This is a genomic window from Coprococcus sp. AF51-11b1 (assembly GCF_027682785.1).
In the GTDB taxonomy this organism is placed as follows: Bacteria; Bacillota; Clostridia; order Lachnospirales; family Lachnospiraceae; genus Allocoprococcus; species Allocoprococcus comes.
Map to the genome: position 1 here is coordinate 179,015 of NZ_JAQCZB010000002.1, position 14,272 is coordinate 193,286.

Here is a 14,272-nt window from a genome sequence, read left to right on the forward strand (position 1 = left end):
TTTCTTTCTGCTACTTGCAATATGATGCAATCACTTTCAACACCTTATCCATTTCCAGTGGCTTTGCGAGATGCTCATTGATTCCGGCATTCTTTGACTTCTGGATATCTTCCGCAAAAGCATTGGCGCTGAGGGCAATGATTGGAACCGTTGTGGCATCAGGGCGGGAAAGTCCGCGGATCGCCTTTGCGGCATCCAGACCATTCATAACCGGCATCATAATATCCATAAGAATGATGTCGTATTCATATGGCTTTGATTTTTCAAAAAGCCGGACGGCTTCCAGTCCGTTGATGGCTGTGGATACATTAAGTCCTGCGGCTTCCAGAGAGAAAACAGCAATCTCAAGGTTCAGTTCATTATCCTCTACAACAAGAATATGAAGATCCGTAAGATCTGCCGGAGTATCAGTGGCAGTTTCCGCAGAGGCGGAAGGTTGATGCTCGTCAATGGTAAATGGCAGGATCAGAGTAAAAGTTGAGCCGACATTTTTTTCACTTTTCAACTGGATCGTACCGCCCATTTCCTGTACCAGTCTGTGAACGATCGCCATACCGAGCCCGGTCCCTTTGTAAATCGTCCGGGCACCGGTATCTTCCTGTGCAAAAGGTTCAAAAATATGCTTCTGAAATTCCGGACTGATACCGATACCGGTATCAGAAATTATAAATTTGTAAATAACATTCTGATGTACCTGCCTGATGATCTTTGCGTGTACAGAGATCGAACCACCGGGCTTATTGTATTTAATTGCATTGCTTAAAAGATTCATGAAAATCTGACGGATATGTAATGGACTTCCGATCAGATAAGGATATTTTAAACTACCCGGTTTTATTTTTTTCAGAGTGATATCAAGCCGGGAAGCCTGTGCCTCCAGCATACTCCAGCAATTGTCAAGGATCTCGCGGATGTCGAATGGTATCTGTTCAAGGAAGAATCGGTCTGTTTCCATCCGTTGCATATCCAGGACATCGTTGACAAGAGCTTTTAAGTGAAAAGCAGCAGTACGCATTTTCTCATGACACTCCAGCAGTGCTTTGGGATTTGTTTCATTTTTCTGTGCAATATCAAGCATTCCAAGAATTCCGTTAAGAGGGGTGCGGATATCATGTGACATCCGGTTGAGGAAGTCGGTCTTGGCTGTATTTGCCTGATTTGCGGATTCGACCGCCTTAACCAGCTCCTGCTGGTAAGCCAGTTCTTTCTGCTTGTAATCATCGATGATCTGGGTTACATAAAGAATTTCTGTAACATCGTCATCAGTGTCGCGGTTCTGGACGATAAAGGTGGCACGGCGCCAGATCCCCTGTGGAGATGGATACTCCCGGCTTATAAAAAGCTTTCCGTGTAGCCGGTCATTTACCGTTGTCAGATCAAAGAAATACTGCATGATCTCGTGATGTGACGGTGCAACCATTTTCTCAAGGATATCATTTAACTGCGCAGTGGCGGAAGTAACAACTCCGGTCGGTGTATAGTTCTGGTTGGCACCGGCAAGCTTTTCAATCCGGTCTTGAATCAGATCGATATGGTAAATTGCATGATAAATCTGACTGGTTGCAGCGGTCAGGTTATGATATTTACGTTCATTTTCGATATTACGGGTGACATCCTGATGGTATCCACGGATGCATATTCCATTTCCCTGATAATCCGGATAGAGGATACCGCCACATCGTATCCAGATCTGTCCAAGTAACGGATGATTCCATGGGTATGTGATTTCTGAATAACTTTCGTGAATGACCTTCTGTATATAATCAAGCACCGGGGTTACGTATTTGGGAGGAATCCGGTGATACCAGAACTGATAAACTTCTTCAGGAGACATCTCTTGTGACACACCAAGAAGAGTACACATTGTAGGATTTGGGTGCAGCCGGGGAGCTTTAACGTCATCCATCTCAAGCGTCCAGATACCGATCTGTGCGCCACGAAGAATTTCGTCCATCTCCAGCTGATAATCCAGACGGGATTTGGAGGCAACAACCTCCAGGCGCATCTGCTCATTCTTATGATCTTTGATCATGGTTCCGACATATTTTCCAAGAAGGGACAGCAGGCGGTGGATCAGGCTGGATTTCTCCATATCCGGATTATCTACGCCAACGAAACCAATCAGCTTTTCGTGTACAGAAATAGGAAAGGCGATCAGGGTAGAAACGTTCTGAACTTTTAACAGTTCATATTCCAGAGGCATAGATTCACGGTAAGCCTCCAGATCTTCGATCAGAATATTTTCACCATGAAGAAAAACCTCGATCCATTTTGGCATGCTTTCAAAAGGAATATCATGCAGATTCCGGATCTGCGGGGTGACTCCTGCGGCGCACCACTCATAAGTATTGGTAGAAGTATGATTTTCACTGGTTTCAAATACATAAGCACGGTCGGCGTCTGTAAATTCTCCGATCGATTTGAGCATAAAATTGATACCGTCAGCCAGATCCTCTGCTTCATGAAGCAGGGAAATCTGATCTGTCATAAAACGTTCGGCTTTCAGCTCAGCATATAAAGTTGCATTATCCTTGTCATTATTCATAAGGAAGTCCCTCTCAAGTAAAGTGTAAAGTTTATAAAATTACTTTACCTTGTTTTTGCGAATTCGTCCACGAAAAATTTGAAATATAAACAAATTGTCTGGTGGTTTACAAAAAGAAGGAATGATTCTATAATTTCAATTAGACGAAAAAGATTTTGTCAGGAGATAACAGGAGGAAAATGAAATGGCTTGTACAACAATACTGGTTGGAAAAAAGGCATCGTATGACGGTTCTACGATGATCGCAAGGAATGATGATTCACCGTCAGGCGCTTATATGCCGAAAAAATTTGTGGTGATTCATCCGGAAGATCAGCCGAAGGTATATGAATCAGTGATTTCGCATGTGAAAATAGAATTACCGGAAAATCCGATGCGTTATACTGCCATGCCGAACGCAGTCAAGGGGGAAGGAATCTGGGCGGCAAGCGGGGTAAATGAAGCGCAGGTAGGAATGACGGCAACCGAAACGATCACATCCAATCCACGTGTGCTTGGAGCAGATCCGCTGGTTACATATCAGCCGAAGTCAGACGACCAGGAAGAAATTGCAGGTGGAATCGGGGAAGAGGACATTGTATATATCGTGCTTCCTTATATCCACAGCGCAAGAGAAGGCGTGCAGAGACTTGGAAGTATTCTCGAGAAATACGGTACTTATGAGATGAATGGGATTGCATTCGAGGATGTAAATGAGATCTGGTGGCTGGAAACAATCGGCGGACATCACTGGATTGCCAGAAAAGTGCCGGATGAGGTTTATGTGGTGATGCCGAACCAGCTTGGAATGGATGAATTTGATCTGGAAGATGCACTTGGTGAGCAGAAAAATTATATGTGTTCTCCGGATATGAAGGAATTCATTGAGAAATATCATCTGAACCCGTCCATGGATGGAACCTTAAATCCAAGAGATGCTTTTGGAAGCCATGATGACTCGGATCATGTATACAATACACCGAGAGCCTGGTTTATGGAACGTTGCCTGAATCCAAATTCATACAGCTGGGACGGACCGGATGCAGATTATACACCAGTATCCGATGATATTCCGTGGTGTATGGTTCCGGAAAAGAAGGTTACAGTAGAAGATGTAAAATATGTTCTGTCTTCACATTATCAGGGAACACCTTATGATCCGTATGGAGCTTACGGGGACAAATCAATGAATGGTGCTTATCGCTCCATTGGTATCAATCGAAATGATTTTATGTCTTTGATCCAGATGAGACCGGATCAGCCGGAAGATTCCCGCGCAATTGAATGGGTGGCATTTGCATCAAATGCATTTAATGTAATGGCTCCATTCTATGCAGATATTGATGAAACACCGGAATATTTTGCAAATACGACAGGGGAAGTTTCAACAGAGAACTTCTACTGGTCAAGCAGAATGATCGCTGCGATGGCAGATGCTTCTTATAAAAAGTCTATTTTCCATATTGAGCGTTACCAGGAACATGTGATGGCAAAGGCACATCAGATCATAAACCGGTATGATGACGATCTTACGAAAGAAAGTGATATAGCAAAGCGTATGCAGATCAAACGGGAAGCAAACCGGGAGATTGCGAAGATGGTGAAGAAGGAAACTTCGGATACACTGTCTAAGGTTTTGTACGAACTGAGCAATCAGATGAAGAATTCTTATGCGAGATCGGATGCATAAATAAAATACGAGTGGGAAAAGAAGAGGGCAGAAAAATAACTGGAACGGAATAGAAAATATGGGAATTACAATTAAAGATATTGCAAAAGAGTGCGGTGTATCGGTGGCAACGGTATCCATGGCATTGTCAGATAAGCCGTCACGGGTTTCGGAAAATACAAAAAAGAAAGTGCGGGAAATCGCCAAAAAACATAATTATCGTCCGAATAATGCAGCGGTCAGTCTTGCAAATAAGAAAAGCCGTCTGATAGGCATTGTTTTCAATGATTTGAGAAATACGCATATTTCTTCGCTTTTCATGGCGATTAACGGAGTGCTTGAAAAAAACGGATATTCTCTGGTATGTCACATTATAGAAGACGGTCAGACTATCGATACAGATATTATCCGTGATATTGCTGCGGATAATATCGGAGCACTAATCTGGTCAAAATCAATGGAAATGAATGATATGGAAAAACCTGATTTTTTGAAAAATGCGATGAGAAATCTTAGTATTCCGGTCATTACAATGGAAAAATATGGGTTTGACTGTCCAGGGGTAGATATTTTATTCGATTATGAAAAGGGCGGTTATATGGCAACCAGACATCTGATAGAATGCGGACACAGAAGAATTGGATGCGTGGCTGGAAAACAAAGTTTTCATGTTACGATGCAGCGCCTGAATGGATATAAAAAGGCACTGGAGGAAAGTGGAATTTCATATGATCCGGACTTAGTGTACTTTGGAGATTACACGATGGAAAGCGGTTATGAGGCGTTTTCGTATATACTGGGACAGAAAGTAACAGCGATTTTTTCGATGAATGATGAAATGGCATTTGGAATTTATCGAGCTGCAAGACTGTATGGTGTTTCAATTCCGGAAGATATTTCAATTATTGGATTTGATAATGTTCCGTTTGCGGATGTGATGCAGGTTCCGCTGACAACAATAGGGGTTCCTGTTATTGAAATGGGGAAAAAACTGGGCGAAAAAGTAGTTGAGCTGATTGATAATAAAGAAAAACTGAAAGAAAGAGAAGAAATTTTGTATACACCAAGGCTGTTGGTAAGAGGAAGTACAAAGTCGATTCCGCCGGTTACCGTTATTTAAAAATCTAAACCATATAAAACTATCTAAATCAAAACGCTTCAACATTTTGTTGAAGCGTTTTGATTTGTGCATTAACAACGAAAATGCATAAAATAGCAATGGAATATTGATATTTGTTTGTGAAAATGGTATGATAACCATGTCGAAAACGATAGGCAAGAATAAAAACAAGTTAAACGATTTAACACAAAGGAGGAGGAAAAGTGGAGAAGGAAACAATTATCGAACTCAAGAATATTCGGAAAGAGTTTCCTGGTGTAGTTGCTCTGGATAATGTAAATATGAAGATACGGGCTTCTGAAGTTCATGCACTTGTAGGAGAAAATGGAGCTGGAAAATCGACCTTAATGAAGATACTGTCCGGTACTTATTCAAACTACGGTGGATCCGTAATCTGCAAAGGTGAAGAGATTCATATGAAATGTGAAAAGGATGCATTTAAATATGGAATTTCTATTGTAGCGCAGGAATTGAACTATGTTTCAGAATTAAGCATTGCAGAAAATCTGTTTCTGGGACGTGAGCCGAAAAAAGGAAAAGTCTTTGTGAATAAAGCAGAACGACTAAAGGAAACCCAGAGATTACTTGATGAAATGGGACTTGATTATAATCCGAGGGAAAAGATGGGAAATCTAAATGTGGCACAGCGTCAGATGATAGAAATCCTGAAATCTTTATCGCGGGACAGCAGAGTGATCATCATGGATGAACCTACATCTGCACTTACCTCAAAAGAGTCAGAGATTCTTTTTAGTAAGGTAAATGAATTAAAGCAAAAAGGAATTGCGTTTATTTTCATATCACACCGACTGGAAGAGGTCTTTGAACTGTGTGACAGCTATACTGTATTAAGAGATGGAAAATGGATTGCATCTGGAGATATCAAAGATGTAGATACAGATAAACTGATTGCAATGATGGTGGGACGTGATATCAAGGATATTTACCCTCCGATACCGCAAATCGGAAAAGACATTCGCCTTGAAGTAAAGAATTTAGGAAGAAAGGATGTGTTTCAGAAAGTATCTTTTCAGGTTCATAAAGGAGAAATCTTTGGTTTGGCAGGAATGGTAGGTGCAGGACGAAGCGAGATTGTTGAAACTCTTTTTTGGCTTGCAAGGGCAAATGAAGGGGAAATCATCCTGGATGGAAAGCCGATAAAAATTCGATCTGTAAAAGATGCAATCCAAAATGGAATCGCAATGGTAACAGAGGACAGAAGAACTTATGGATTTGTCGGTGTCAGATCAATCAGTGATAATATCATTCTTCCAAATGGAGATTTATTTGCAAAAGGTGGCATTTGGGATAAGAAAAAAGTACAGCAGAAAGTTGCAAAAATCTGTAAAAGATTATCTGTAAAAGCACCAGATGCAAATACATTGGTTGGAAATTTAAGTGGTGGAAACCAGCAGAAAGTAGTACTTGCAAAATGGCTGGTAAGAAATATCAAACTTCTGATCCTGGATGAACCTACCAGAGGAATTGATGTAGGTGCAAAGCAGGAAATATATTCTCTGATAACAGAATTTGCAGAACAGGGACTGGCAATCATCCTGATTTCATCTGATATGCCGGAAGTACTGTCAATGAGTCACAGAGTTGGCATTGTCGGCGGAGGAAAAATGCTTGGAATTCTGGATCGGAATGAAATTTCACAAAATAAGATTATGAAGATGATAGTGGAGGCAAAAGACGATGAATAAGAAAAAAGCATTATCTTCAGGTGAGCTTTACAGAAAGTACGGAATCGTAATTATTATGATCATTCTGTTTGTTGCATCGGCAGTGATCAATCACAACTTTCTGAAACCTCAGAACCTGCTCAATATTTTAAAACAGATTTCAGTTGTAACAATTATAGCATGTGGTGAAACAATGCTGATCGTATCAGGAATGATTGATTTGTCAGCAGGTTTCCTGTGTACGACATCAGCCTGTGTATCGGCCGGAGTTCTTGCATCAACAGGACATTTATCACTGGCTCTTCTAGTAGGAATTGTAATAGGATGCGTATGTGGATGGATTAATGGTTTTCTGATCACCTATTATAAGCTTCAGCCATTTATTGCAACACTGGCAATGACTTATGTATTAAAGGGTATTGTTCAGATATACACCAACGGTCAGACAATTGGGGGTGTGAACAAAGCGAGATTTTTAGGACATGGCTCTATTTTGGGGATTCCGGTTCCGGTTCTCATTATGCTCCTTTCTGTAATTGTGATCGCTGTTCTGATGAAATCAACAAAGTTTGGAACTTATATTTATGCGATCGGTGGAAATGAGCAGGCAACAATTGCATCCGGAATCAATACAAACAGAACGAAACGTCTGATCTTTACACTTAGTGGTGCACTTACAGGACTTGCGGGTGTAGTACTGATGGCAAGACTGATGGCAGGTATGCCGTCTGTTGGTGAGGGATATGAATTTGATGCGATCACTGCAGTTATTGTTGGTGGAACCAGTTTCCTTGGTGGAATCGGAACGGTTACAGGAGCGCTGATCGGTTCAATTATTGTAGGTCTTATCAACAACATTCTGAACCTGCTTCATGTATCAACACAGTATCAGTTAATTGTAAAAGGTCTTTTAATTGCAATCGCAGTTATTATCGATATTAAGACAAAAGAAAACAAAAAGAGTAAATAAGTAAAAGGAGAAGGAAAATGAAAAAGAGATTACTTTCAATTTTAATGGTAACAGCAATGTGTGCAACAATGGTGGTCGGCTGTGGAACAGCAGATGATACAAAGGACAGCAGTAGTTCTTCAAAAGGGAAAAGCGATTATCTGGTAGGATTTGCAAATAACAGTGATACATATAACTATTGTGCAAAGTTCAGATCTTATCTGAAAGATGCCACAGAAGCAAAAGGAATTTCAATCACAGTAACAGATGCAGGCGGTGATACAAATGTTCAGAATGGACAGATCGATGATTTTATTGTGCAGAATGCAAATGTTGTATCTGCAATCAGTAATGACCTTGACGGTTCAATTCCGGCACTTGAGGCAGCAAAAGATGCAGGACTTCCGTATGTATCATTCCTTACTTCTGTATCTGGTGGAGACGACTATGACGGATATATTTATGTGGGTTCGCCAAATGAAGATGCAGGAAAAGCACAGGGTGAGTATCTGTGTGATGCATTCCCGGATGGAGCTTCAATCTTGTATTTTACCGGTGCACCAAATGATCAGCAGTATGTCGATCGTAAAAAAGGACTGGAAGAAGCACTTAAGAAAAATCCAAATATCAAAATCCTTGATGAATATAACGTAGAAAATTCAAAAGACCTTGGTATGAGTACTGCAGAAGACAGTCTTCTTTCTTATGACAAGATTGATGCAATTGTATGCCAAAACGATGATGGAGCACTTGGTGTTGTAGAGGCGCTTAAATCAGCAGGAAAACTTGACAGTATTCAGGTACTTGGAATTGACGGAAGTGATGATGCTCTGCAGTCAATTCAGGATGGAGAAATGACAATGACTGCACTTCAGGATGCAAAGGCACAGGCAGAAGCAGGAGCAGATATTTTTGAAAAACTGAAAAAAGGAACAGATCCGGCAGATATCGAAGATGTCAATATTCCATTTAAAATTGTAACAAAAGATAATGTAGCAGATTATTTAAGTAAATAATAAAGAATGAAATTCTCCCCTTGTTAGATGTGATGGCACAAAAGGCAAGGGGAGTGCTGTAAAGGGGACTACTATGGAAAAATACAGGAATAAAGATCTTCCCGTAGAAGAGAGAGTGGAGGATCTGCTGGACAGAATGACTTTTGAAGAGAAAATTGACCAGATTACATGTCTGGTAACTATTGCTGATGATATTCCGGAGTTTGAAAATTATATACCGAATGGCATTGGAAATGTAGGTGCATTTACAGTAGCAGATACGGTAGAGCCAATTGTGGAATATGCGGATAAGTTGCAGAAATATCTGGTAAATCATACACGTCTTGGAATACCGGCACTGATTCACTGTGAGGCGAGTGCTGGGGCACAGTTTACGGAGGCGGATGTATTTCCGAGTGCAATAGCGCAGGCGTCAACGTTTGATACGGAAGTGGTTGGCGAAATGACAGATATTATTCGCAAACAAATGTATTATGTTGGGTTCAGACAGGCACTTTCACCGGTAGTAGATATTACAAGAGATCCGAGATGGGGACGTATTACTGAGACATACGGGGAAGATGCAGCACTTACATCAGCCATGGCATCTGCCTTTGTAAAAGGAATTCAGGGAGATGAGCTGAAAGAAGGGGTTTTGGCGACTGCAAAACATTTTGCAGGTCACGGTATCACAGAGGGCGGTCTTAATATGGGGCGTAATATTGTTTCAGAAAGAGATATGCGGGAGATACACTGTAAGCCGTTTCAATGCGCGATCACGGAAGCAGGACTGAAAAGTGTAATGAATTCCTATTGCTCAGTGAATGGAGAACCGGTTGTAGGATCAAAGAAGATGTTGACAGATATTCTGCGTGGAGAAATGGGATTTCAGGGTTTTGTGGTTTCTGATTATTTGTCACTTGACCGCCTGGTGGATCCGTTTGCTGTCGCTGAGAATTTTGAAGAGGCCGGAATTCGTGCAATCCAGGCTGGATTAGATGTAGAGTATCCAAGATCAAAAGGATTCAGCTATAAAATGAAAGAGTCGATTGAAAGCGGTAGACTCTCTATGGATATAATAGATCAGGCAGTACGGCGTGTTTTGACACAGAAATTTGAACTTGGTTTATTTGAGAATCCTTATCCGGATCTTGAAAAACTGAAAAAATATCTTCATCTTAAATCAGCAGATGAACTGAATGAAAAAATTGCAGCAGAAAGTTTTACACTGCTTAAAAATGAAAATAAAACACTTCCACTTTCTAAGAAAATTAAGAAAATCGCGGTAATAGGGCCTCATGCGGATAATATTCGAAGTCTTTTTGGTACATTTTCTTATCCGGCTGTACTTGATATGACCATGTCGAGAGAAGAAGATGGGCAGGAATTTGAAGAGCCAGGACTGATTATTTATGATGTTGAACAGAAATATAAAGGTGAGATTCGAGAAGTATCACCACGGGTAAATCGTAAGATTCAAAAGGAATTTCCAAACTCGAGAACATTATGTGCAGCATTGAAGGAATATCTTCCAGAAGCGGAAGTGGTTTATGCACAGGGAATTAACTGCTCTGGAGACAATACAGGTGGCATGGAAGAAGCACTACAGGTGGCAGCAGGGGCAGATGTGATTCTTTTGACTATTGGTGGAAAAAATGGATGGGGCGTAACTTCAACGGTTGGAGAAGGTATAGATTCTACGGATATTGATCTGCCGGGACGACAGGAAGAATTTGCAAGAAGGGTTTATGATCTGCATAAAAAGACAGTGGTTCTTCATTATGATGGCAGACCGCTTTCAAATGAATTTGTGGCATCACATTTTGATGCGATTATGGAAGTATGGCAGCCGGGAGAATATGGCAGTCAGGCACTGTGCAAGGTATTGTTTGGTGAACAGTCACCATCAGGACACCTTCCGGTTACAGTAGCAAGAAATGTAGGACAGCTTCCAGTATACTATGGTCTTCCAAGAGGAAGCGGATATGTATCAGCCGGACATACAGGGATGATTCGCAATAAAAATGGTTATATCAATGATACGGCAGAACCGCTGTATTATTTTGGACACGGTCTAAGTTATACAGAATTTACCTATTCAGATTTGCAGACGGATAAGAAAAACATAAATCCGGATGATACAGTGAAAGTTACTTTTACAGTGAAAAACACAGGAGAATATGATGGCGCGGAAGTCGCACAATTATATTTTTCAGACAAGGTTGCATCAATGGTAAGACCAACAAAGGAACTGGCAGGCTTTGTAAGAATATTCCTGAAAAAAGGGGAAAAGAAGAAAGTTGTATTTGAAATAAAGGTGTCACAATTCGCCTTCCTTGACGAAGAAATGAAGTGGAAAGTAGAAAAGGGTGAAATTGAACTTCTGGTAGGAGCTTCTTGCGAAGATATTCGACTTTCTGATATAGTCAGCATTTCAGAAGATGATTATATTGATGGAAAAACACGGGGATTTTACGCAAAAGCAGTTGTTTGTTAAGAAAGGCTGTGAGTATGAAATTTACAGAAGGATATTGGGAAAAAAATGAAAGAGCCAATGCTTTGTATGCTGTGCAGGCCGGTTATGCAGAAAAAATAGCGGCTGGTATGCGTGTGATTGCAACGTTTAAACCAATCCTGGGAAGAGCGGATGAACTGGATGTCGGTACAATGGTAATGGAATTTACTGCAGCCGGAAAAGATCGGATTCAGGTGACATACACACATTTTCTAGGGTATAAAAACAGAGAGCCACGATTTGAACTTTTTCTGGAACATCAGGAAGCGGAAGTTATAATTTCTGAGGAGGAAGCTGTATTAAAAAATGGAAAAATGACGGTTCGGGTAGGACTGAAAGAATTTTATATCCGATTTGAGAGAAACGGGAAACTTCTTACCGGTGCAGCTTTTAAAAATGTCGGTTATATGCGCTACAACAGAGGGTATGCAACAAAATATCCAGAAGAAGAGTATATGGCAGAAACCGGGGAACCGTATATGTTAAATGAGTTGCTTTTAACAGCAGGAACGAACGTATATGGATTGGGAGAACGTTTTACAGCATTTGTTAAAAACGGACAGCAGATTGACTGCTGGAATGAAGATGGAGGAACAGCTTCGCAGATCAGCTATAAAAATATTCCATTTTATATCACCAACAGAGGTTATGGCGTTTTTGTTGATCATACTTCCAATGTTTCATTTGAAGTTGCCAGTGAGAAAGTAGAATATGTAGGGTTTTCGGTAAAAGGAGAAGAACTTCGTTATTATGTAATCGGCGGGGATGATATGAAAGAAATTATTCGGAATTATACGGATATGACAGGAAAACCGGCACTTCTTCCAGCGTGGTCTTTCGGTTTGTGGCTGAGTACTTCATTTACAACAGACTATGATGAAAAGACAGCAACAGAGTTTATTGAAGGAATGGAAAAAAGAGATCTTCCGCTGGAAGTGTTTCATTTTGACTGTTTCTGGATGAAAGCATTACACTGGTGCGATTTTGAATGGAACAATAAAATTTTTCCGGAACCGGCAGAAATGCTGAAACGTTATAAAGAAAGAGGACTGAAAATCTGTGTATGGATCAATCCGTATATTGCTCAGAATTCTACACTATTTGCAGAGGGAAAAGAAAAAGGATATTTTCTTTTAAGAAAAGATGGGTTCGGAATCAAGCAGGTAGACAACTGGCAGCCGGGAATGGCAATCGTGGATTTTACGAATCCGGAAGCTGTAAAATGGTATCAAAGTAAATTAAAAATATTACTTGATATGGGAGTAGACTGCTTTAAAACAGATTTTGGAGAACGAATTCCGATAGACGTAGAGTATCATGATGGAAGCAATCCATGGGGAATGCATAATTATTATACATTTTTGTATAATCGGGCAGTATTTGAGCTTTTAAAAAGAGAACGTGGCGAGAAAGATGCAGTTGTGTTTGCGAGAAGTGCGACAGCAGGCGGACAGCAATTCCCGGTTCACTGGGGTGGTGACTGCACAGGTACATTTGAGTCAATGGCAGAATCTTTAAGAGGAGGCCTTTCTCTTACTCTTTCGGGATTTTCTTATTGGAGTCACGATATTGGGGGATTTGAAGAAGCTGCCAATCCTACGGTATATAAAAGATGGCTGCAGTTTGGAATTTTATCTACTCACAGCAGACTGCATGGTTCCAAGAGTTACCGGGTTCCGTGGACGTTCGATGAAGAGGCAGTTGAGGTGTGTCGGAAGTTTACAAAATTAAAACTTCGTCTGATGCCGTATATCTACGAAGCGGCTGTACGGTCAAATAAACTTGGAATACCTGTTATGAGACCAATGATCATGGAATTTGAAAAAGACCCTGCAGTGCGATATCTGGATCAACAGTATATGCTTGGGGAGCAGATTTTGGTTGCACCGATTTTCAATGAAGAGGGTATTGGTGAGTATTACCTTCCGAAGGGAAGATGGACACATTTGCTCAGCGGAGAAGAAAAAGAAGGTGGACGCTGGTATACAGAAGTGTATGGATTTGATTCTCTGCCGTTGTTTGTCCGTGAGAACACGCTTCTTCCAATTGGTAATAATGAAAAAACGGCAACATATCATTACCCGGAACAGTTACAGATTCTGGTATATCCACTAGAAGAAGACAAGATTGCGGAATGTATTGTTCCAGATGAAAAAGGAAATGAGGTTCTGGATATTACTGCCAGATATAAGGATGAAAAAATTGTTCTGTGCAGTTCAGGGGAAAATGAAGAAATTACATATCTTTTGGTAAATGTTCATGATGTAAAAGAGGTTTGCGGAGCAGAATGGAAAAACACAGAACGCGGAACAGTGATATATCCGAAATGTGATATTGTTGAAATTGTTTTTAGAAAATAAAGAGCAACATGAAAAGGCAGAGATTTTAACAGAATGAAATCTCTGCCTTTTTTGATAGAAAATAATAAATAATATTCATGTTTTCTTCAAAATCGCATATAATGTAATGATAATAAAGCGGAAGGATAGTTGTAAAAAAATGGAACAGTATACGGTCCAGATTTATTTGGTTATATTAGTGATGTTGGTCATGAGCGTTATGATTGAAAGAAATGACCTGATTGAAAGACAGAAGAAAAGAGAATTTTTGCGTTTCTGGTAGGTGGACATGCACTGATTGAAATTTTATCCGTATATTTCGGATAGATTTATTATATTGATGCGCAGAGCAATTATCATCATGAAAGATTTTATTGGGCATATATTGCTTTTTATCTCGGCTGTAGTTTATATTTTGTTGTTCAGGCATGGAAGTTCGGAGGGAGATATCAGAACAGTAATCGTATTGTATTGGG

8 protein-coding genes are annotated in these 14,272 nt (G+C 40.4%); 7 read left to right on the forward strand and 1 reads right to left on the reverse strand.

Annotation, left to right across the window (positions count from 1 at the left end; translation table 11 throughout):
• Positions 1-10: 10 nt before the first annotated feature.
• Entirely contained in the window at positions 11-2,545 is a 2,535-nt protein-coding gene (locus tag PGY05_RS03300) for an ATP-binding protein (RefSeq protein ID WP_270475352.1), read from the reverse strand.
• A 184-nt stretch (positions 2,546-2,729) separates the two neighbouring features.
• On the opposite strand from PGY05_RS03300, the gene PGY05_RS03305 reads away from it, so the two are divergent.
• The 7 genes from PGY05_RS03305 (at position 2,730) to yicI (ending at position 13,817) form a co-directional block, all read left to right on the forward strand.
• Positions 2,730-4,214, forward strand: a complete 1,485-nt coding sequence (locus PGY05_RS03305) for a C69 family dipeptidase (RefSeq protein WP_270475353.1) — start codon at positions 2,730-2,732, stop codon at positions 4,212-4,214.
• A gap of 58 nt (positions 4,215-4,272) precedes the next feature.
• The gene (locus PGY05_RS03310; protein WP_055155489.1) at positions 4,273-5,313 is read left to right on the forward strand and encodes a LacI family DNA-binding transcriptional regulator; all 1,041 of its coding nucleotides are present in this window, start codon (positions 4,273-4,275) and stop codon (positions 5,311-5,313) included.
• A gap of 203 nt (positions 5,314-5,516) precedes the next feature.
• A complete protein-coding gene (locus PGY05_RS03315) occupies positions 5,517-7,019 on the forward strand; it encodes a sugar ABC transporter ATP-binding protein (RefSeq protein WP_270475354.1) in 1,503 nt (500 codons plus the stop codon).
• Complete coding sequence (locus PGY05_RS03320) at positions 7,012-7,968, forward strand: ABC transporter permease (RefSeq protein ID WP_022219944.1); 957 nt, start codon at positions 7,012-7,014, stop codon at positions 7,966-7,968. Before PGY05_RS03315 ends, PGY05_RS03320 begins: the two co-directional genes overlap by 8 nt.
• Positions 7,969-7,985: 17 nt before the next feature.
• The gene (locus PGY05_RS03325; RefSeq protein ID WP_117824425.1) at positions 7,986-8,963 is read left to right on the forward strand and encodes a sugar ABC transporter substrate-binding protein; all 978 of its coding nucleotides are present in this window, start codon (positions 7,986-7,988) and stop codon (positions 8,961-8,963) included.
• Positions 8,964-9,036: 73 nt separating this feature from the next.
• Positions 9,037-11,439, forward strand: coding sequence for a glycoside hydrolase family 3 N-terminal domain-containing protein (locus PGY05_RS03330; protein WP_270202989.1), 2,403 nt, complete (start codon positions 9,037-9,039; stop codon positions 11,437-11,439).
• Between the two features lie 14 nt (positions 11,440-11,453).
• Positions 11,454-13,817, forward strand: coding sequence for an alpha-xylosidase (yicI, locus tag PGY05_RS03335; RefSeq protein ID WP_270475355.1), 2,364 nt, complete (start codon positions 11,454-11,456; stop codon positions 13,815-13,817).
• Positions 13,818-14,272: the final 455 nt, after the last annotated feature.